At 47.2% G+C, this 18,874-nt stretch carries 24 protein-coding genes; 9 read left to right on the top strand and 15 right to left on the bottom strand.

All coding sequences use genetic code 11. The features are described from left to right. The first annotated feature begins 46 nt into the window (after positions 1-46). Positions 47-1,660 (top strand): ABC transporter substrate-binding protein, encoded by a 1,614-nt coding sequence (locus KNQ12_RS00535; RefSeq protein ID WP_214745690.1) that lies wholly within the window; start codon positions 47-49, stop codon positions 1,658-1,660. A gap of 139 nt (positions 1,661-1,799) precedes the next feature. Further along, positions 1,800-2,939 carry a globin domain-containing protein gene (locus tag KNQ12_RS00530; RefSeq protein WP_023468208.1) on the top strand — a complete coding sequence of 380 codons (1,140 nt, stop codon included), beginning with the start codon at positions 1,800-1,802 and terminating at the stop codon, positions 2,937-2,939. A 49-nt stretch (positions 2,940-2,988) separates the two neighbouring features. On the opposite strand, the gene KNQ12_RS00525 is transcribed toward KNQ12_RS00530, so the two are convergent. The 3 genes from KNQ12_RS00525 to KNQ12_RS17125 form a co-directional block, all read right to left on the bottom strand. Further along, the gene (locus tag KNQ12_RS00525; protein ID WP_023468207.1) at positions 2,989-3,729 is read right to left on the bottom strand and encodes a sugar nucleotide-binding protein; all 741 of its coding nucleotides are present in this window, start codon (positions 3,727-3,729) and stop codon (positions 2,989-2,991) included. A 379-nt stretch (positions 3,730-4,108) separates the two neighbouring features. Further along, the gene (locus tag KNQ12_RS00520; RefSeq protein WP_214745687.1) at positions 4,109-5,308 is read right to left on the bottom strand and encodes an MFS transporter; all 1,200 of its coding nucleotides are present in this window, start codon (positions 5,306-5,308) and stop codon (positions 4,109-4,111) included. Between the two features lie 17 nt (positions 5,309-5,325). Then, complete coding sequence (locus KNQ12_RS17125) at positions 5,326-5,448, bottom strand: hypothetical protein (RefSeq protein ID WP_285801362.1); 123 nt, start codon at positions 5,446-5,448, stop codon at positions 5,326-5,328. A gap of 35 nt (positions 5,449-5,483) precedes the next feature. On the opposite strand from KNQ12_RS17125, the gene KNQ12_RS00515 reads away from it, so the two are divergent. Next, positions 5,484-5,801, top strand: coding sequence for a hypothetical protein (locus KNQ12_RS00515; RefSeq protein WP_023468204.1), 318 nt, complete (start codon positions 5,484-5,486; stop codon positions 5,799-5,801). A gap of 48 nt (positions 5,802-5,849) precedes the next feature. Here KNQ12_RS00515 and KNQ12_RS00510 read toward each other — a convergent pair whose 3' ends face one another. Continuing rightward, on the bottom strand, positions 5,850-6,785 hold the full coding sequence (locus tag KNQ12_RS00510) for a cation diffusion facilitator family transporter (protein WP_214745684.1): 936 nt from the start codon (positions 6,783-6,785) through the stop codon (positions 5,850-5,852). Between the two features lie 172 nt (positions 6,786-6,957). Beyond that, positions 6,958-7,863 (bottom strand): methyl-accepting chemotaxis protein, encoded by a 906-nt coding sequence (locus tag KNQ12_RS17120; protein WP_023468202.1) that lies wholly within the window; start codon positions 7,861-7,863, stop codon positions 6,958-6,960. Between the two features lie 261 nt (positions 7,864-8,124). Between KNQ12_RS17120 and KNQ12_RS00500 the strand changes: the two genes are divergently transcribed. Both KNQ12_RS00500 and KNQ12_RS00495 read left to right on the top strand, forming a co-directional pair. Further along, positions 8,125-8,541: a hypothetical protein gene (locus KNQ12_RS00500; protein ID WP_023468201.1), complete on the top strand. Its 417-nt coding sequence runs from the start codon at positions 8,125-8,127 to the stop codon at positions 8,539-8,541. Positions 8,542-8,677: 136 nt separating this feature from the next. Continuing rightward, on the top strand, positions 8,678-9,253 hold the full coding sequence (locus tag KNQ12_RS00495) for a hypothetical protein (protein ID WP_023468200.1): 576 nt from the start codon (positions 8,678-8,680) through the stop codon (positions 9,251-9,253). 25 nt (positions 9,254-9,278) lie between these two features. Here the strand turns inward: KNQ12_RS00495 and KNQ12_RS00490 are convergent, their stop codons facing one another. Beyond that, on the bottom strand, positions 9,279-9,473 hold the full coding sequence (locus tag KNQ12_RS00490; protein WP_023468199.1) for a hypothetical protein: 195 nt from the start codon (positions 9,471-9,473) through the stop codon (positions 9,279-9,281). Positions 9,474-9,836: 363 nt separating this feature from the next. Between KNQ12_RS00490 and KNQ12_RS00485 the strand changes: the two genes are divergently transcribed. Beyond that, entirely contained in the window at positions 9,837-10,163 is a 327-nt protein-coding gene (locus tag KNQ12_RS00485) for a DUF3139 domain-containing protein (RefSeq protein ID WP_023468197.1), read from the top strand. A gap of 68 nt (positions 10,164-10,231) precedes the next feature. On the opposite strand, the gene KNQ12_RS00480 is transcribed toward KNQ12_RS00485, so the two are convergent. The 3 genes from KNQ12_RS00480 to KNQ12_RS00470 all read right to left on the bottom strand — a co-directional run bounded on the left by KNQ12_RS00480 (position 10,232) and on the right by KNQ12_RS00470 (position 12,359). Then, on the bottom strand, positions 10,232-10,480 hold the full coding sequence (locus KNQ12_RS00480) for a hypothetical protein (protein ID WP_023468196.1): 249 nt from the start codon (positions 10,478-10,480) through the stop codon (positions 10,232-10,234). Between the two features lie 247 nt (positions 10,481-10,727). Next, positions 10,728-11,069, bottom strand: coding sequence for a DUF3139 domain-containing protein (locus tag KNQ12_RS00475; RefSeq protein WP_074668477.1), 342 nt, complete (start codon positions 11,067-11,069; stop codon positions 10,728-10,730). 540 nt (positions 11,070-11,609) lie between these two features. Beyond that, on the bottom strand, positions 11,610-12,359 hold the full coding sequence (locus KNQ12_RS00470; RefSeq protein WP_214745679.1) for an SDR family NAD(P)-dependent oxidoreductase: 750 nt from the start codon (positions 12,357-12,359) through the stop codon (positions 11,610-11,612). An 82-nt stretch (positions 12,360-12,441) separates the two neighbouring features. Between KNQ12_RS00470 and KNQ12_RS00465 the strand changes: the two genes are divergently transcribed. Beyond that, positions 12,442-12,849, top strand: coding sequence for a MerR family transcriptional regulator (locus KNQ12_RS00465; protein ID WP_023468190.1), 408 nt, complete (start codon positions 12,442-12,444; stop codon positions 12,847-12,849). Here the strand turns inward: KNQ12_RS00465 and KNQ12_RS00460 are convergent. Then, positions 12,819-13,892, bottom strand: a complete 1,074-nt coding sequence (locus tag KNQ12_RS00460; protein ID WP_023468189.1) for a threonine aldolase family protein — start codon at positions 13,890-13,892, stop codon at positions 12,819-12,821. The two genes, KNQ12_RS00465 and KNQ12_RS00460, sit on opposite strands and share 31 nt — an antisense overlap. A gap of 124 nt (positions 13,893-14,016) precedes the next feature. On the opposite strand from KNQ12_RS00460, the gene KNQ12_RS00455 reads away from it, so the two are divergent. Continuing rightward, positions 14,017-14,694 (top strand): hypothetical protein, encoded by a 678-nt coding sequence (locus KNQ12_RS00455; RefSeq protein ID WP_023468188.1) that lies wholly within the window; start codon positions 14,017-14,019, stop codon positions 14,692-14,694. Positions 14,695-14,891: 197 nt separating this feature from the next. Then, positions 14,892-15,185: a hypothetical protein gene (locus tag KNQ12_RS00450; protein ID WP_023468187.1), complete on the top strand. Its 294-nt coding sequence runs from the start codon at positions 14,892-14,894 to the stop codon at positions 15,183-15,185. Between the two features lie 53 nt (positions 15,186-15,238). Here the strand turns inward: KNQ12_RS00450 and KNQ12_RS00445 are convergent, their stop codons facing one another. The 5 genes from KNQ12_RS00445 to KNQ12_RS00425 all read right to left on the bottom strand — a co-directional run bounded on the left by KNQ12_RS00445 (position 15,239) and on the right by KNQ12_RS00425 (position 18,703). Further along, complete coding sequence (locus KNQ12_RS00445; protein WP_214745676.1) at positions 15,239-15,733, bottom strand: Imm64 family immunity protein; 495 nt, start codon at positions 15,731-15,733, stop codon at positions 15,239-15,241. 66 nt (positions 15,734-15,799) lie between these two features. After that, positions 15,800-16,936 carry a GGDEF domain-containing protein gene (locus tag KNQ12_RS00440; protein ID WP_214745672.1) on the bottom strand — a complete coding sequence of 379 codons (1,137 nt, stop codon included), beginning with the start codon at positions 16,934-16,936 and terminating at the stop codon, positions 15,800-15,802. 134 nt (positions 16,937-17,070) lie between these two features. Then, positions 17,071-17,316: a phage holin gene (locus KNQ12_RS00435; RefSeq protein WP_214745669.1), complete on the bottom strand. Its 246-nt coding sequence runs from the start codon at positions 17,314-17,316 to the stop codon at positions 17,071-17,073. Next, positions 17,313-17,948 carry a M15 family metallopeptidase gene (locus tag KNQ12_RS00430; protein WP_214745666.1) on the bottom strand — a complete coding sequence of 212 codons (636 nt, stop codon included), beginning with the start codon at positions 17,946-17,948 and terminating at the stop codon, positions 17,313-17,315. Before KNQ12_RS00430 ends, KNQ12_RS00435 begins: the two co-directional genes overlap by 4 nt. Continuing rightward, the gene (locus KNQ12_RS00425) at positions 17,948-18,703 is read right to left on the bottom strand and encodes a helix-turn-helix domain-containing protein (RefSeq protein WP_214745663.1); all 756 of its coding nucleotides are present in this window, start codon (positions 18,701-18,703) and stop codon (positions 17,948-17,950) included. Before KNQ12_RS00425 ends, KNQ12_RS00430 begins: the two co-directional genes overlap by 1 nt. Positions 18,704-18,874 lie beyond the last annotated feature (171 nt).

Here is an 18,874-nt window from a genome sequence, read left to right as displayed (position 1 = left end):
TGTCCCCTTTTAAGGAGGAGAAGGACGATGGATACTTATCTTTTTTATGTTATGGAAGACTTGCCGAAATGGACACTACTCGATTGCGACGCTTGCCGACGCCATCCATCTCAGTCCTAAACAAACGAAACGATATCTCAATAAATGGCAGGAAGACGGTTGGATTGGTTACACGAGTGGTCGCGGACGGGGCAACTTAAGTGAACTCGTCTGGTTACGCCACGTCGAACGAGAGTATGCGAAACGGATGCTCGAACGGATCGATCGCGACTCGATCGAGTCGGTGACGGAGGAATTGACGTGGGACTGGTCGCCGGCGCAAGCAGGACGCTTCATGCGGCAACTGGAACGAAAATTCGGCTATACACAGACGACGGCTGATGCGTTATTGATTCCGCGAAAACGGAACTTCCTGACGACACACCCGTTAGAAGCAGCCGATATCCATAGTGCCCACCTCGTCCAGAACGTCTTCAACCGGCTGTTTACGATCGATGTTGACGGCAACATCCAGGGTGAACTCGCCCATCATTATATTTGGAACGGGACGACGCTCAGTCTCTTCTTACGGAAGGACGTCCGCTTTCATGACGGCTCGCTCCTGACGAGTAAGGAAGTGACGAAGAGCCTGCGTGCTTTGATTGCCTATCCGGCTTACGCTTATTCCTACCGGCACGTAAAACACATCGTCTCGAACGGTCCGTACCGGGTCGACCTCACACTCGATCAGCGTCGGAGTTCAATTTTGCCGCAACTTGCCTCGATACATACGAGTATCATCAAGGACGGCATTGGGACGGGACCGTTCCAACTGACGCAACATGACGACAAGAAGACCGTTCTGACAGCGTTCCCGAATTACTTTGGCATCCGTGCCCTGCTCGACCGGATTGAGTTCATCCAGATGCCGGAGCAATATGACCCGGTCTACCGGACATCGGCTTCTGATTCTAGTCCGATTGATACGATCGCAACGCAATCCGGGTTTGGTCTTGTCTTGCTCCATCCACGCGCCGGTGGTCCGTTTGAATCAAAAGCCGCGCGTCATTATATCCACCGGCTCGTCGCGGAAGTCCGTGGTGGCATTCATGACTTCCATGAACGGGCACAACCGAACGACTGTGGTTTTCTTGAGTCCTATAGTCAACCGTATACTGTCCCGGATGGTCCTGCCGTCTTTTTCACGCAACCGATCCGAATCAAGCTGACTGACTTTACGGACAAGGTAACACGCTGGCTCTGTCAGCGATTTGATCAAGACGGGATTCCGTATGAGTTCGTCGAGGTCGGATTTGAAGAGAGCATCACGGATTTTCATGCCTACGATACGATCGATCTCGCCATCCATGCCGAAGTGTTCGAGCGAAATATCCAGTACGCCTTTTATCAGTTCATGACGAACACGTTCTCACCACCGATCCGACTGTTTCAGCAGATACCAGAGATGTTGAAATCGATCGAACAATATGACGCGACACCGTTCGAAGACTGGCTTCCGATCCATCAAACGATCGAGCGTTACTTGATCGACGAATCGTACTTCATCCCGTTCTATCACGATACACGACTGATTCCGTATCCGATCGAATTGCAAAACATCACGATTGACTCGTTCGGTTACTTTGATTTCTCGAAGCTCTGGATCTCCAACCAATCGTGACGAATCGTTGACGAAATCTTGACCTGCTTGTGACAAAACGCACGGTATCCTTTAATCTAGTATTCTAAATGTTGTATTAAAGGTGAGGCTGCGAAATACTAAGACTGTCTTCATTACTTAGAGAAAAGGAAGTGGTCTTATGTTATCAACCTCTACCATTCAAATCGTTCAATCGACTGTTCCAGTCCTCGCGTCGCACGGTGCCGCGATCACGAAAGTCTTTTATCAGCGCTTGTTTCAGGCTCATCCGGAACTGAAACACGTCTTCAATCAATCGAATCAACGAAGCGACCGTCAATCGCAAGCACTCGCGACCGCCGTGTATGCCGCTGCTGCTCACATCGATCAACTCGAGACGTTAAAGCCGGTCTTATTACCTGTGCTCCATAAACACCGCAGTCTACAAATCAAACCGGAGATGTATCCCATCGTCGGGCACGAATTACTCGGGGCGATGCAAGATGTCTTAGGAGAAGCCGCAACGCCAGACATCTTGCGCGCGTGGGGAGAAGCATATGGGGAGATTGCCAATCTGTTCATCACGCTTGAAGCCGAACTTTACGCACAGGATGAACAAGCAAAAGGATTTTCCGGATATCAGACAGTCGAGATTTCGGATGTCGAGGAGCAAGCGGATGGGATTCGCGCCTTGACCTTCCGCACGGACGGTCCACTCCCCGCTTATCGAGCCGGACAATACATCACGGTGCGGATTCAAGACAAAGATGGCTTATGGCACAATCGTCAATACAGTCTGACGACGGCATCGAACACGGAGACATATACGATTGGTGTCAAACGAGAAGGCATCGTCTCGGACTATTTACATGCAGCGCAAGTCGGTGACACGGTGTTCATTAGTGCGCCGGCGGGTGCTTTTACACTCGATGCGTCAGACGAACCAGTCGTGCTGATTGCCGGTGGGATCGGGATCACAGCGATGCTTGCGATGGCTGACGAAGCGTTAGCTGCTGGTCGACAGGTCACGTTACATCACGCTGTCCAAGACGAACGCAATCGTCCATTTAACGAGCAACTTGCCTTGCTTGAGCAACGTGGCGCACGCGTCATTCGTTACGCAGAACACCAGGCAATGGATCAAGCGGGTCGCCTGCCGAAAGACGTTATCGCAGGTATCACGGATTCGACATACGTCTGTGGTCCGGAAGCAATGATTCAATATGTGATCGAACACTTCACGGCGTCACCCGACAAACTGCATTACGAAATCTTTGGACCAACGCTTGCTTTTGCAGCAGAAACTCCAGTTGCACAATAAAAAACATCCCGCTCTCTTTGACACACGTCAAGGAGAGCGGGATGTTTGATTAGAGGGGCAATCGTTCTGACAATGGACGGACCAAGACGACGTCCGTCGCCATTCGGTTATCACGGCGTGGTTCATCGACCGGTTCAATCGTCCAGTTTTTCGCATGAAGCGTATTCAAGGCACGCGCTAAGTCGTACATCGAATAACGCTCGTTACCGTTCAACTGATAGAGCCCCGCTTCCTGTTCAAGTAAAATCGTAACGAGCGCTTCTGCCGTATCTTCAAGCACTGAACTCGACGGATACCAGTTTTGACTCGCCCGAATGACGCCGTGCTGGTTCATCTCGTTCGTGAAGAAATCGACCATATTGTTCGAACCAGCTTCCGTTCCGATCTGCCAGCCGATCCGGACGATCTTCGCTTGTGGATCGAGCGCTTGAATCGCTTGTTCGCAAGCAATCTTATAAGCACCATATTCATCGGTCGCATCCGGAACAGCGTCCTTGTCAATCGGTGCCGGCACGTCGTCCGAGAAAACAGACACCGTACTCGTGAAGAAAAACGGAATCTTGTATTCCTGGCACAAGCGAACGAGCGCTTCCGTCCAACTGACGGATCCCATCCCGATATGTAAGAAATAATCTGGTCGTTCCGATTCAAAAAACGTTCGCATCTGAGATTCGTCAGTCGTCGAGACTTTCGTCCGGTCCCAGGCGACTGTCTTGATGTCGTGCTTTGCTAAGACGTCCGCAACGACGGGTGCTACTGTTCCATTCATACCTGTAGTGATCGCTTTCATGGTGATTCATCCCCCTTATGTTCAATCGAAACATCATAAAACTACTTACTACATCAGTTTACACGGGAAGTGTTGATTTAACGAATCTGAGGTCATTCTTCTACGACCATTTATGCCTCAAATGAAAAAAACGTCCGCTGTCCAATCTAAAATTGGTAAGCAGACGCACTGTTTAGTTAGTTCATCCTTACTCCGAAACGCCTTCCGTTTCCATTCGGCGCCACAGTACATTCAAAAAGACCGTCATCCCACTAATCGGAATCAAAAACAATAACGCTGTGATCCATAAACTCTCCATCGACTCCACTCCTCATCGTTCATTTCTATCTCTAGTGTACATAAGCGCGAAACCGCTTACCTCCACCTCAAGGCGGATATTTCATCCGACCTTGTCCTGTCGTACCTCAGTAAAGGAAACGGTACGATGAAGAAGTAACCAGACACTGGTCATCACAAGACCACTTAAGGCAAAGAACAGGAAAACGAATGAGATGCTAAAGAACGATGTCAAGTACGACGACAATCCGTAACAGAGCGCGGAACACGCCGTTGATGCTGCGACCATCGCCGTCCGGACCCGGCCGAGCAAATGCGCAGGCGTCGAGCGCTGCAACAAGGTCGCAAACGGAATCCCGAATAACGTCAGCGCCATCCCGAGCAAGACGAAACCGCCAACAGCCACTGGGACGAATGAGACATAAGCGACGATCGCAATCGCGAGACCTTGCAAGACGACGGCAAAACGAAACAGCTTATCCTGTCGTACGGAGGCGACCCATTTTCCGTAAAGGAGCGACATCGCGATTCCCCCGATCACCGTCGATAGTTCGAGTGCAGAAAACGTCTGGGCATTTCCCGATAAGACATTCTTGGCATATGGCGCAAGTAAAGTATTCATTGGTGTGATCATCCAGTTGGCGAGGATCGCACAACCGAGGATCCATTTCAGGCGACCGTCATGGACAACGTGATGAATCCCTTCGAGCAACGCTTCGCGGTACGATACTTGACGCGCCCCTTCTGCGACTTGCCCTGTCATATGTCGAACGAGTAACCAGGCGACGAGATGCAATCCAAGGTCAAGCCATAAGATACTCGCGATCGAGAAATGAGCGACTATCATCCCACCGAGCAAGAATCCGCTCAACGTACCAATCCGCTCAATCGTTGCAAGATAAGCATTCGCTTGCGGCAATTGGTCATCTTCGACTAGATCAACGACCCACGTGAAGACAGCATTGCCACCAATGATTTGCAGAATCGTCTGCACGACGAGTAAGCCGAGTAACCACGGTAGGACGACGTCCGTCAGACCGATTCCCGCTAACGTGATCCCATGTGCAAGCAAGCGAATGAGTAGCGACGTTTGGTACAACGATGCACTGACGAATCGGTCGATCCATGGTCCGACGAACGTTGAGACAAGAAAACGAATTAAAAAGACACCGGTCGCAAGCAAGGCAACGCCAGAAGCACTGATCTGTTCCGCACTCAACCAGTAGATCGCGATATAGACGAAACTCGTCCCGACGGTCGATAACAAATCCGAGACATACATAAAACGAAACGCACGTGACATGATGCTTTATTCCTTTCCTAAAACGACTTCTTGTCCATCTTACAATTTTTCTCAATTGCTGCCCATTCTTTTTTCGTCATCACATCGTCATCGTCTGTTAAGGCATTCTTACCCGTCTGTAACAGAGCCGACATGTTCATTCGCTATACTAAAACGCATAGGGAGGTGAAGATCCATGAAAACGCAAACGCGTTATGACTATGAAACCGAACAGGAACAGGTCGACGTCCCATCCGAGGCACGTCTAGGCTACTACTTTCTTTTGATCGTCCTGCCGCTTGGTCTCGCGCATCTTGTCCAGTCGCTTGCTCCTTCGCCGGATCAACACCACTCGTCCGTATTGACGGGTTTGACGTTCTTATCCATCGTCTTTTTCATGTACTTAGGTAACCGAGCTGCTGGAAATGCCAAAACGACCTTTTTCGGATACTCGATGTTTTTGAGTATCAGTCTGTTCGCGACGCTGTTTCTACCAACGGTGCCGATCATTTGAGCATAAGCAAACGAGCACACGTCCGACTTGGACGCGTGCTCGTTTTTTTTAATGCGTATGCGATTCGTGTTTACCGTCACAATACAACGTATTCCCGTGAGCATGCTGATCCGTTTCGACCTGGATCGTTGCATGGTTAATCCCGACGTGTTTTAAATCGTGATCAATCTGTTCGCGAATCGACTCCGATTCCCGGACGGTCATGTCCTCCTTGACGACGACGTGACACGATAATGCGTTATACCCACTCGTGATCGACCAGATGTGTAGATCATGTAATCCGAGGACGGCTTCGTTCGTCTGAATCGTCGAAACGACCTCATCGATATCGACGTCGCTCGGCGTTCCTTCCATCAAGACGTGAACGGATGCCTTCGTCACGTAATAGCCGCTCCGTAAGACGAGGATCGCAACGATGACACTTGCCAGTGGATCCGCCCATCCCCAACCGAAGAACATGATCAGAAGAGCAGCTGCAATCGCACCGACCGATCCGAGCATGTCACTTAACACATGTAGATACGCACCGCGCATGTTGAGGTTGTGTTCATGTCCACCGCCGCGCGTCATGATCCAGGCAACGAGAATGTTGACGAGCAACCCGAGGACACTGATGATCAGCATCCCGGTCGTTGCGACAGCGGGTGGATCGATGAAGCGCTGGATGGCTTCAATGAAAATATAAAGGGCGATGACGATCAGCGTCACACCATTTATGATAGCGGCTAAGATTTCAAAGCGTTTTGAACCGAATGTCTTACTCGCATCCGGTGCTTGACTCGAGAACTGGAAGGCTAACAGGGCGATCGCGAGTGAAATCGAATCACTTAACATGTGCCCTGCGTCCGATAACAACGCGAGACTATTCGTCCAAATCCCGCCGATGACTTCGACGATCATGAACGCGGTGATGATCAGGAACGATAAGAGCAGTACCTTTTTATTGTCGGTATGATGATGGTGGTGGTGATGATCATGTGCCATGACGTTGCCTCCTTTTACCTTACATTCAAACGTATATTTGAATTATAACGTGCCTCCGTTCTGTGGTCAACGGGCTCATCTGTTATATCCCACGCCTTTACTCTTCTAAAACGACTCATCTGACTAAACAAAAAAACGATGGCTCATTACCATCGCTTTTTCCATATCCATTTCAAATAAACGACCGAAAATCCTCTGTTTGCTGCTCGAGTTGTCGTGCGACCTCTTCGATCGCAGTAAAGCGTTGCATCGTTTCTTTTACCGTCACAAGGCTCGACGCAACTTCGAGATGGGACGCTTCAATCTTTTTCATCATCGCCATGATTTGACGGTTCATCGTTTCCGTATTCGTGCGTACTTCGACGACTGCACTGCCGACTAAATCCGATAAGTTTTTGACTTCACTGGCAACGACGGTAAAGCCTTTACCGTGTTCCCCAGCCCGTGCCGCTTCGATTGCCGCATTCAAAGACAATAAATTCGTCCGGGCCGCAATCTCCTTGATCGTATCAGCAATCTTCGTGATCTCGATGGCTTGGTCATACAGTGTTTCGAACGTCTGTTGGTTTTCTGCCGTTTCACTCGCGATCGTAGTCATCGTCTCTTGAAGCTGGTTGCCCTCTTTCGATCCTTGAACCGATTGCAAATTCAGTCCTTCAGCAAGCGTCTGGAAGCTTTTCGCATATCCTTGCACGCGGTCGATCCGGTCCGTAATGTTACTCGCAATCTTGACGACACCGACGACCTCTTCTCCTTCAAAAATCGGCATGTAGGTTGCTTCAAGCCACAAGATGTCGCCCCGGGCATCGACTCGTTTGATTTTATCCGCTGTACTGAAGCCCGAAAACAGACGTGTCCAAAAGTCCTGATACTCACGGCTGTTCGCGAATTCTGGTGTGCAAAACGTATGGTGCTGTAAGCCAATCATCTCGTCTCGTTTATATTTCATCGTTTTCGCAAACAAGTCATTGACGTCGACGACGCGTCGTTGGCGATCAAAACAGATCATCGCGACGTTTGCTTCAAGGCTCGACAAAATCGCTGGTGAGCGTAGCGGTCTCGGTAAGGTTTCATTCATGGTGTCATTAACTCCTTCCATGTATCGTTCATGTACTAAGACAGTTTTTCAAAAGAACAATCTGTACCTATCTATCGTCATCGATTGACCTTTTTTATAGCTGAATCGGCGATTATTCAAGTTGTTTTTCACGAAAACGAAATCACTTCGATAAAAATATTGTGACAGTTACAATCGATACACCATGGCATTGTCAAAAAGCGTAGCAGATGCTACATTTATTTATGTAGTAAATACTACATATTTAAGGAGGAAATACAAATGACACATGATAAGCCCCCTCTATTCTCGAAAGGACAATCTATCGTCTTGGTCGTACTTGGTGCAGCATTTTGGTTCGTCGGTGCCCTGTCAGTCAGATTCGGATCTGGAATCGGCATGTTCGAAAATGTTGGAAACGTGATTGCCTTCCTGATTGGTTTACCGGTTTCGTGGATTTCCGTCATCATCATAAAAAAAGTTGCATGCTTGAATGCTGAACAGATGGTGCCAGGTGTCAGTCTCGGACTGTTAGTGGCTACGTTCTTAGACGGAATCGTTCTAACGTGGGGCACATCGCTATATGGAACGGATCCCTTACTCGTCGGACGTGGGGCAGCATGGATTCTTTGGGGAGTATTCGCCTTTCTTGCTTCTGCTTTCATCGAGGCGAGGCGAATGGGATATAAAATGATCTGAGGCGATGAAATGTGTTCTACAGGACGACAAATAACGAGCGTAGACCGTCGGACTAATCCAACGGTCTATTTGTGTTAAAATACAGTCGAACACAAATATATTGGAGAAGAACAGACTATCATCGGAGGTGACCAGCATGGATTATGAAAAAGCATCTCACAAGTTCCAACACCGAAAGCAACAGTTGACGTTAAAAAAAGAAACGGTCATCGAGCGCGTATGCCGGCGTTATAATGCAATCGAAATCCCGAAAGACGACATCTCGGATTTAGTGAATGATGATCAACTCGAATACGATGCCATCTTTTGCTGCTTGAAGATTGATGACGCTGCTATCTTGGATTCGCTTTTCACGCCTAAGGAATTAGAGGATTTCGAGTGGGAGATTCAAGATAACAAAAGGAGAAACCGACGATACCGATATGCTACTCAGAAAGAAGCAGATTATAATCAATTGATTCTCGATGAGATGGAAGGACGCCGGATTGATATCGTCTTAGAGAGTCTCGATGGTACACACATCACCGGTTTTTTAGTCCGGAATCAATCCGAAGTAATCGGCTCTTACTTATATGCTCTCGTCGGCGGTGCATATTTTGCCGATTCTGACGTAAGAGACCTCGTCATTCGTGCGCGAGAATTGACGGAAGTAGAAGTCGAGGAATCGTATCGTGATTACCTTGAAGATTTAGTTCGGTGGGGTCATATTTAAAAAGAACGATGGACTTCATATGAAATCAATCGTTCTTCGTTTGCGCTTCGATTTTTTCGTTCCGAGCAGCCTCAAAGTTGCGATAAATCGTAAATCCTACTAAACCAATCAACCAGATAATGCCATACCCGAGTTCCCAGTCGAAGCCGAAATATAAGATCGACGACGTAATGACGACGATAAGAACTAACCGAATGCTTGATAAATGATACTTACTCATGGTTTCCCTCCTTTTCTTCCGCCACCGAAGTAGATGTATGTCACAAAAAGAATCAACATCCACGTAAAAACCGCGAATATGATTTTAAATAAGCCGTCAGGCAGTATTTTTGAGATATATAACATAGTCATTAGGATTGAAAACGTTAAATGGTTATTTCTCATTTGTGTAGAGAGCTTATCCCAATTGAGCAGTACAAGTAGTACCGCGACGGGTGCGAGGAGTGCCGTTAGGAAGAAGAACGGAACGTTCCTCATATAGTACGGTATCTCGTCTTTGTTTTTTCCCATCACATATCTCTCCTCATCTTCAATATAGAAAACCTAGCTTCTCTATTCATTTCATCGAAACGGATATGATTGTATGAAAAAAGAAGTACGTCCACTCATCTATACACTTATCGTTCTCGTCATCTTGATAACTGCCTATCCGACTTACCTCTTCGTTTCTAAAACGATGACTGAAATCAAGATTGAACGAATGTTAGTTGAATCAGGATACGACCAAGATATTTCAAAAAAAGAAACGATCTTTGAGTCGAAGACCGGAAGATACGTGTCGGAAATCAAATACACGAATGAACCAGACTATACATACAACTATGAAATCGTTGAAGATCATGTACTGACGACTGTATACGACCAGCATCATGTTGAAGTGATTGGCTCCGTTCAACATGAATTAAAATAGATATCGTATTTTAAATAACAATCGAGCCCATTCAGCAATCGCACGAATGAACTCGATTTATGTACCTCTTAACATTCTTCTTTCATGTTCAGTGATTCTGCCGAGCGAATCGTAATTTGTTTTGTAGCATCATCGATGGATATGACACAATCCCATGTCGGCTTTAACTGAAGGACATCATTTCGATCCAACCACAAGACCGCAGTCAGTTCGATGAAGTCCCCCATCACTACCATTTTTCTCGCCTTCTCATCAATGACAGCATACAGTTCATCATCTAAGTTGATTTTCCAGTCAAAAAATTCACTGACGTTCACTTATCTTTTCCTCCAAACAATCTTTTGTCATCCGATTCAATCTCCCATTAAAACGAAATCTTCCATTTGTTCCGCGCGATCAATACAACGATCAGAGAAGCCAATAAAGATATTTTAAGCGTTGTATCACTGGTTACGTGAAATCCGTAATGAAGTGAAAAGAGTACCATGAGTAGCGCAACGACGCTTCCTAAAAAGATCATGTTTTTCATTTTGTCATCTCACTTCCATTCTTGACTCCTTGCTGTCAATACTCTGAAATATACCGTCCTTCTTGTTTGTTCGTAATTTGTTCGCCGTCTTTGAATCCCGTGACTTTAAAGCGATGAGATCCCGATCGATAAATCTCATATTCATTTTCCGGTTCATCTTGGAACACGACCTGCGCAATGAATTCACCCGTGCTCGTATCGTATCGAATTTCCTTGTTCTTCACATATGTCATATAATCCTGTTGCTTCAGATAATGATCGATTGCCTGAGTGACTTCTTGTTTTTCATCATAGTAAAACGATTTATAGGCAGAAGCACCGATGATGCCCACTCCTAGAATCATCACTATCGTAATCCATACATAAATTCGTTTCATACCATCACTCCCGAGTAGAAATAAGAAAAATATCGTATTTCCAGATTCCATTCCCCTTGTTTTAAAAACTAGATATGTATAAACTAATATAAGACCACAAAAAAAGGAAGTTATTTATGATAAAAAAATCCATAAAATACTTTTTATTGTCATTTATGTTACTTGTTATCATCTTGAATCTCTTGAATGGTCGAATGATTGAAAATGAGCGATTAACGTTAGCCGTGAACATCGCTATCGTGCTGATGGCGTTATTTTTTATCAGCTTGAGATTTTCAAAGCGAAAACGTAAATAGGATGCTTATCGCTCTAAAAAAAGTACGTAAAGGTGGTTAACTCGTGGGGCAATTCATGATTTTCGGCGCCTTGATGAATCTTCTGATCATTGGCGCAGTCGTCTATGTCGTATGGAAATTAGGAAAAAACTCTTTAAAAAATAAATGATGGATGTCCCTTTTTGATTCATTGCTGAAATTCGTATCAATTATGCTTACATAAACAAGGTCCCTTTCTCATTCGAAAAAGGGACCTTGCTCCATTTTATCCTGCGTAGTTGAACAATGGACCACGCAATTCGAACTCATACGTCTCACCGTTGACGATGCCGACTATCGCGTCGCTTTCAATCAACTGATGCAGGAAGCCTGCCATTTCAGCCGCCGTATGGTACTTTTTGACGTTCTTGCTGTAGTCGAAACCTGCTTCGCCGCGCGAACGATCCGCAAACTCTGTCTCAGTCGCAGCTGGTGCCAGTACTTTCGCCCGGAGTTTTGCCCCACCTTTTTGCAGTTCTTGCGCGAGCCCTTCTGTATAAGCACTGACATAGAACTTCGTCGCGCAATACGTGACCGCGTTCGGCACGATCCGGTAGCCACCTGCTGACGAGATATTGACGAGCGTCGTTCCGTCAACGTCATGATGATCGCGGACGAACAGACTCGATAGAATCGTTAGCGCCTCGATGTTCAAGCGAAGCATTTTCTCGATTTTCCCGAGCTCAATGTCCTGGACGAGATCAAAATCGCCGAATCCAGCATTGTTGATCCACGTCTCGATGTCGAGTTCCTTTAGTCCCTCATATAAATCATGGACATTTTGGTTATCTGCGAGATCGACCGACTTGAGGATGACATCACTATCTGGTGAGATTTGTTTGACTTCATCCCGAAGTTTTTCGAGCTCAGACGTCCGCCGTGCGACGAGGACGAGTGATTTTCCTTTTCCTGCGAGTAGTTTTGCTGTCTCATATCCAATTCCTGAACTTGCTCCTGTAATGACCGTGTACTTCATGTAGCATATCCCCTTTTTGATTTGGTATAGTGAGAGTCTAATCCTTAGAGTGAACTCTAAGTCAAGCAGAAAGGTGAGATGTATGTATACGATTTCTGAAATCAGTCGATTGACCGATACGAGTGCCCATACGATCCGCTATTACGAAAAAGAAGGGCTACTGTTTCCGAAGCGCCAGAACGGTCAACGTCGATACGACGACCCAGATGTGACGTGGCTTCGGTTCGTCCTCCGCTTGCGCGAAACGCATATGCCAATCGAGCAAATCCGTTCTTACGTAACGCTGTTCCTTGCTCACGGCGAGCAGGATACGACGCAAGAACGGCTCGCGTTGCTTGAAGCCCACCATGCGAACGTCTTAGCACAACTGGCAGCATTACAAGAAACGGAGCGAATGATTGCAGAAAAAGTCGACACCTATCGTCGCCTCCATCCTACAATTCCCGCTCCTGATGTTGTTCAATCCTCGGAGAACGCCTCCGTCAATTGACGATAGACTGTTTCACGTTCGTCAGGCGTCAACGTAAGAAAACTATCGCCGATGTTGACTTCCGTCGCGCAGCCGCTCTCTTTCTCAACTAGATAACCAGCGATACCTACTTTTCCGTGCGACTGGATTTCAACCAATTTTTCCTCGACGACTGCTTTTTCTACCTTGAAGTAGAGATGAAACATGTTCGAGACTGGCTCTTGGGGACGAGTCGAGATGCCCGAAATCGCATTCAATCTGCTCGCAAGCTCCTTTGCGGCTGCATGGTACTCTGCCATGCGGTCTTTTCGTTGTTCATAATAAAAATCGGCAGACAGAATATACGGATATAGACTGATCAAGTCACCGCCGTAGCGACGTTTCCAGATCCGTGCCTCTTGGCAAAACGGTTCTGGTCCAGCTAAGATTGCTCCTGCGACACCGCCGAGTCCCTTATAAAAAGAGATATAGACACTGTCAAACAGTTGCGCGATGTCCTTAGCTTCTGCCTCATAATACGGTAAGACCTCAAGTAAACGGGCACCGTCCAAGTGAAGACGGATATTCTGTTTGCGGGCATACGCACAAATCACTTCGAGTTCTTCACGCGACGGAAGCAATCCGCCGAGTTCGCGTTGTGGTAGTTCGAGTAACAGACAGCTGACGTCCGGCAAAGCTTTGACGTCGTCTATCGTCATCATCCGATCGGCTTCTCCGACTAGTATTGGTTCTATCCCGTGCAATTTCTTTAAGCCGTCCTGTTCATGAATCTCAAGGTGACAGAGCGGGTGATAAGCGACCTTACGATTGTTCTGTTCATCCGACCAGATACGTAGCGCAATCTGTTGCGCCATCGTGCCACTCGGGAAAAAGACCGCATCGTCGTGTCCGAGTAAGTCTACCATCTTGCGCTCAAACGTCTTGATTAATTCGCCGTTACCATAGATATCGCTCATTTGATCGGCAGCAACGCCCTGCAACGCTTCTTGTAACACGCCGACCGTCCGACTACCATGTCCATCTAAACGTTTCGTCGTTTCTTGGTAACTCGTTCGTAAATCCATCTCTTTCATTCCCTTCTAAATCAATGACTATTTTTTGAAAAAATCAAAATATTCCCTCTCCACTTTTGCTATACTGTGTAGCGAAAGTCTGTTAAACGTACTCGTCAAAGGAGGTGTCCCTATCGTGAAAACGCTTCGCACTCGCCTATTACTTCTTATTCCACTTGTCTGTCTACTACTACTTACCGTGCAACAATTCGTCCCGTCGCTCTATACGTCACTTCTTGGACGAATTGATTCAGCAACGAATACATATTGCGTCGACCGTTGCGGTCCAAAGGAATCGATCTTCGATACGATCGAAGAAGGAACGTCTTATGGTGAAAGCACGGTCACGATGAGCGAAGTCGATCCACCAGCTCCATGGTTCCGGACAGGGTTCGATTCTTCGGTGACGACACCTCCTTATCTTCTCGTACTATGTCTCGTTCTCCTGTTTTGTAGCTGGTTTTTCTGGCAATATCTCCAGTGGTTGCGTCGACCGCGTATCGATCCATCAGGGTATGTGCTTCCGCCACGATTTCCAATCTTCATTTATGAGACAAAAGACCTGCCTGCTGACTCGATTCGAAAACAACTCGCTCACTTTAATGCACAATTGCCGCTTTCCTTACGACGCCGGACCCACGAGACAGTAACAGAATGGTTCGACCGGATTGCGTTTCCATCTCCTGTTGATCCGCTCTACTTTGAAGTGCGATATGGGAAAATGCCGGTCATCTCGACACATCAATTGACCTTCTTCGTTCAAGCGATGGAGCGATATCTTCGGAACTGCCAAGTCCAGTCATCAATTTCTTGAATCTAGTCGCCTTGCGCATTGAAGCTTGGCGGTTTTTTTGTGTTTACAGATGTGATTGCTCTTGAAAAAAGATTTTAGAGGACTTTACAGACTGAATTGACTTTTTTTCAAAATCAGACGATTAGTTGCCAGAAAACTGGGTAATATATACTATAGTAGAGAAAAATTTTTCAATTAGGAGAGTGAGGTGAGAGAAGATGATCAGTGCCCAAGAAGCCTATTACATTAAGAACGAATTGAATGAGAAATTTGTAGATCCGCGGATTTCCTGTGATTTTTCAATCTTTTCGCTTGAACCGTTCCAACTTCTCTTACACGTACAAGAAGATGTCGATGAACTTAGTACTGAAATTCGCTATGGTTTAAGCCGCAAGATTCGGTCTCAGCTCACACAACTCGATGCACGTGTCGGGGGTGTTCCCGTCAAAACGGTCTACATCATATCGGCACCTCTCATTTCCGATCGATCGTATTGCGTCATCTTACAATGAACTTTAAAATACCCCGTATGAGAAGCAAACTCTCACGCGGGGTATTTTTGTGTTCATCGGTCTGTAAAACCATCGATTTTCCATGCGTTTTTTAAAAAAGTCTGCTCCTTGGACCAGTAGACGATCGCATATTCTCGATTGATGCGTTCCCGTTCCGTTATCGCATGCTCGATTTCTGCATCAAAATCACAATAGGCATATAAAGCATTCGATCGATCGGCAATCCTCTGCATATCCTCCATGAAAATCGTCTCCTGCTGATCGAGTGACCACGCAGTTAAATTCTCTTCTTGGAAACCGAATTGAAAACCGAAACAGTCTGGTTCTTTTTCAATCGTCATTCGAACAGGTATTGTCGTTAAACCATGATACGCAAAGAAAACGAGCGAGGCATTACCGTAATGATGACTCAGCAATGGACGCCAATCTTTCGGAAGACCTTTTTCCTCGCCCCAATGTGACCCATCGGTATTCGTCGCGTAACTGTATCTAAGAAATTGAATGTCTATACAAAAATTATCTAAGATTATTCGAGCAGCATTTTCCATATCGTAGGTTTCTTCAAAAACAAATCCCAGGTGTATCACCCATCTTCATTCCCATCTGATTAAGCATTACCCTGCCATGTCACCGATTTGGTTCCGACCATTCTCTTTCGCCCGATACAACGCTTGATCGGCTTGGTCAATCATCTCTTTTTCCGTCATCTCTGCTTCGGGTACAAGTGACGTCAAACCAAGACTGACACTGACCCGGCAAAGTGGTTCATACCGTTCATGTACGATATTTAAGTCGAGAATGTCCTGTCGGATGCGTTCTGCAATGTGCCGGGCTTCTTCTGCTCCACGCGGCAACAAGACTGTGAATTCCTCTCCACCGTACCGTGCGACTTGTCCATGCCGTGCTTGACGCTTCAAGACGCGGGCGACTTCCTTTAAACATTCATCCCCTTTTAAATGACCGTACGTATCATTATACGACTTAAAGGCATCGACATCGATCAAAATCAGGGAGAGTGGTGTCTGCTGTTGTTTGGCTTCTTCAAGGAGTTGCTCCAATCGTTCATCGAACGCCCGCCGATTCGGGATACCGGTCAAGGCGTCGTGAAGCGAACGATGAATCAAGGCTCGTTTACTGCGTTCCATCCGAAACGTCTGGATGAAGGCGATCAAGACAAGAACGGCGATGCTTGCGACGACGACGATGACCCATTTCGCAGCACTCGATGCTTGTTCGGAACGATTCGTTGCTTCGGCGATGATTCGGTTGACGTCCGTCCGTAGACGGGCATCGATCGGACGAAATGTCTCGATATATTGCATTCCTTGATAGCGTTTTGCCTCAGCGACTGCTTGATCCCCGCTTCGAACGAGTGCCAGTTGGGCATCATAAAACCGGGTTGCTGTCTCGATCCGGGGAATCGCTTCCGTCCGAACGAGCTTTCGCATGATTGGATGATTCTCATCGAGTTGATTGAGTCGCTTGATCGTTTGATCAAGCCGATCAATCGTCCGATCATACTGCGCTATATCCGCCTCGTTCGGTGAGAGGATGTAACTGCGAACGACCAGTTCAAGATTTAGTAACGCCGGAAACAACTCCGCTGCTTCCGTCGAGATGGGAATCGCCTCGTTTAAGATGCGTGCATTCTCTCGTTCGATTTTCAGGAAAGCTTGATAGCTCCATACGCTTGTAAATAAAAGCGCACAGAGTGCCAAAAACAAATAGCGCTGCAACGTTGACCATTTCACAAAAAGACCGACCTTTCTTTCTCTTTCTAATTGACTAAAGTCTATCCCTTCTATCGGTGTCTTGAAATCAAACTGTTAGTCGTTTGTATGAAATAATGCCCGTTGCTAGCACATTCCAAACGCTTCCAGACTACTCAATCGGTCATGGATGTGTTTTCCAACTGTTCCTGTGCCTGCCTTCGTCTCAGTGCCCGCTCAGTCACATCATTGTTCTTCCACCAAGCGACGAGTAGACCAACTAGTCCGACTAAACCCGTCACGAACCGTTCGACGTCACTTGCCGACACTGGCAATGCCGTAAAACCGAGCGTCGGCAAGAGTAACTCAAGGAAAACATAGAGCGGTATTAAAAGACGGATCCACGCCTGAAGTCGTATCATGGTGACACCGGAAAGAGTTGACGCCATGTTTGCGGACCAACGATTCCGTCAGCGACTAGACGACATGTCTGTTGGAACGTTCGAACGGCGTGCGTCAATCGGGCATCAAAGATTCCTGTCACCACAAGACCCAAGCGTTTTTCAATGGCTCGGACGAGTTCCGGTGCTTGGATTTTTTCCCGGAGATAGCGCCCTTGTTTTGGAACGTGATGACGCGCTAGACTGACATGATCGTACAGTTCAAAGTGTGGGTAGTCGGGAAAACGAGACCAATCCCCTCCCCAGTCCATTCCGCGTCGTTTCATCGCTGCAACGATCCGCCGGAGTCGCGCGTCTGGCGGAGAAAGGAACAATGCTCCATCCTGATAGAGAAAGACGTCGATTGCGACACCGAAATTATGGTTTGATTGTCCACCGCGGGCTTGCGTCACGATGGGTCCTGGTGTCGTCCGTCCTTTTGCGTACAATACGTTCTGTTCCGCGATGCTCCGAAAACTTTGCGCTATACCGAGTTTGATTCCATGCGGATACAGCTCTCGAATCGCGTCACGCGCGATCCGGACGACAGACGGATGCATGCCCGGAACGGATAGTTTTTGATTGGCACGTCGGAGTATTTCTTCTAGTTGCATCAGGCTCCCTCCCTTGTCAGTCCTTGTAATAGTTCAGCAATTTCGGCGTCGTCAGGTATGATCTGGTTCTCCTTCTGGTGTGCTTCATACACTCGTTGCGCTGCTTTTTCTCGTTCCATCCAATTCGGTAATTGAAATAATGAAGTGTCTCTTCTTGAACGTTTGGTTATTCGTTTTCGCCGTTCAGCCGGTAATCCAGTCGCGAGACGCTTTACGACTTGCTCGATGTAACCAAAATGACGACTGTTCGCCCGCGCCGCCTCTTCGATCGCATACTGGATGCGCTCAATCGGATGGTCTGTTGCCAGCTGTAGCAATTCCTGCTCGATTCGTGGTGTCGCCTTGCCGAGATTCGTTTCGTACTGCTGCATCAGTTCCTTTTTTAAAGTCGTATTCTTCAAGACTTCTTCTTCGGAGGCAGCAGAAACCTCGGGAGCAGTCGTCTCGTGACTCGCCGGGGACGGTATGTCGACACGGGACAGGACACGATAAGCATTCGAGGTCTGTCCTCCGTGTTTCGTGAACCGTTCGACTTTCTCGATCCGACCGCTTGCAATCAAGGACTGGATACATGACTTAACCGTCGATTTACTGCACGGGACAGCGTCGGCAATCGTTTGATAGGACGGGAATGCTTGACCATCCTGACCGCTGAAGCTCTCAAGAATCAGGTAGATCATCTTTTCATGGACAGACGCAAATGCCGTCCCGCTCCGTAAGAGCGTATGGGGAACCGGGAGATATGGGGCTTGCATGGTGATTCCTCCTTTCTAGGAAATATGACAGGAAGAAGTCGAGGATTGTTCGAAAAAAATACATGCGAACCAATCAGATGATGCTGCTTGGTTTGACCAACACTCCTGACGATTCGTCTTTATGACATTGCAGACGTAAAAAAGCGCTCTCCGTCAACGAAGAGCGCTCCT

This window comes from Exiguobacterium sp. s11 (assembly GCF_018619015.1).
In the GTDB taxonomy this organism is placed as follows: domain Bacteria; phylum Bacillota; class Bacilli; order Exiguobacteriales; family Exiguobacteriaceae; genus Exiguobacterium_A; species Exiguobacterium_A indicum.
Note: the sequence above shows the minus strand (reverse complement) of the source record. Positions and strands in the feature narration are given on the sequence as shown.

Bases quoted from the DNA above. Each gene is read 5' to 3' on its own strand.
- KNQ12_RS00535 (WP_214745690.1), top strand. From the start codon at position 47: ATGTTATGGAAGACTTGCCGAAATGGACACTACTCGATTGCGACGCTT.
- KNQ12_RS00530 (WP_023468208.1), top strand. From the start codon at position 1,800: ATGTTATCAACCTCTACCATTCAAATCGTTCAATCGACTGTTCCAGTC.
- KNQ12_RS00525 (WP_023468207.1), bottom strand. From the start codon at position 3,729: ATGAAAGCGATCACTACAGGTATGAATGGAACAGTAGCACCCGTCGTT.
- KNQ12_RS00520 (WP_214745687.1), bottom strand. From the start codon at position 5,308: ATGTCACGTGCGTTTCGTTTTATGTATGTCTCGGATTTGTTATCGACC.
- KNQ12_RS17125 (WP_285801362.1), bottom strand. From the start codon at position 5,448: ATGAACATGTCGGCTCTGTTACAGACGGGTAAGAATGCCTTAACAGAC.
- KNQ12_RS00515 (WP_023468204.1), top strand. From the start codon at position 5,484: ATGAAAACGCAAACGCGTTATGACTATGAAACCGAACAGGAACAGGTC.
- KNQ12_RS00510 (WP_214745684.1), bottom strand. From the start codon at position 6,785: ATGGCACATGATCATCACCACCACCATCATCATACCGACAATAAAAAG.
- KNQ12_RS17120 (WP_023468202.1), bottom strand. From the start codon at position 7,863: ATGAATGAAACCTTACCGAGACCGCTACGCTCACCAGCGATTTTGTCG.
- KNQ12_RS00500 (WP_023468201.1), top strand. From the start codon at position 8,125: ATGACACATGATAAGCCCCCTCTATTCTCGAAAGGACAATCTATCGTC.
- KNQ12_RS00495 (WP_023468200.1), top strand. From the start codon at position 8,678: ATGGATTATGAAAAAGCATCTCACAAGTTCCAACACCGAAAGCAACAG.
- KNQ12_RS00490 (WP_023468199.1), bottom strand. From the start codon at position 9,473: ATGAGTAAGTATCATTTATCAAGCATTCGGTTAGTTCTTATCGTCGTC.
- KNQ12_RS00485 (WP_023468197.1), top strand. From the start codon at position 9,837: ATGAAAAAAGAAGTACGTCCACTCATCTATACACTTATCGTTCTCGTC.
- KNQ12_RS00475 (WP_074668477.1), bottom strand. From the start codon at position 11,069: ATGAAACGAATTTATGTATGGATTACGATAGTGATGATTCTAGGAGTG.
- KNQ12_RS00470 (WP_214745679.1), bottom strand. From the start codon at position 12,359: ATGAAGTACACGGTCATTACAGGAGCAAGTTCAGGAATTGGATATGAG.
- KNQ12_RS00465 (WP_023468190.1), top strand. From the start codon at position 12,442: ATGTATACGATTTCTGAAATCAGTCGATTGACCGATACGAGTGCCCAT.
- KNQ12_RS00460 (WP_023468189.1), bottom strand. From the start codon at position 13,892: ATGGATTTACGAACGAGTTACCAAGAAACGACGAAACGTTTAGATGGA.
- KNQ12_RS00450 (WP_023468187.1), top strand. From the start codon at position 14,892: ATGATCAGTGCCCAAGAAGCCTATTACATTAAGAACGAATTGAATGAG.
- KNQ12_RS00445 (WP_214745676.1), bottom strand. From the start codon at position 15,733: ATGGAAAATGCTGCTCGAATAATCTTAGATAATTTTTGTATAGACATT.
- KNQ12_RS00435 (WP_214745669.1), bottom strand. From the start codon at position 17,316: ATGATACGACTTCAGGCGTGGATCCGTCTTTTAATACCGCTCTATGTT.
- KNQ12_RS00430 (WP_214745666.1), bottom strand. From the start codon at position 17,948: ATGCAACTAGAAGAAATACTCCGACGTGCCAATCAAAAACTATCCGTT.
- KNQ12_RS00425 (WP_214745663.1), bottom strand. From the start codon at position 18,703: ATGCAAGCCCCATATCTCCCGGTTCCCCATACGCTCTTACGGAGCGGG.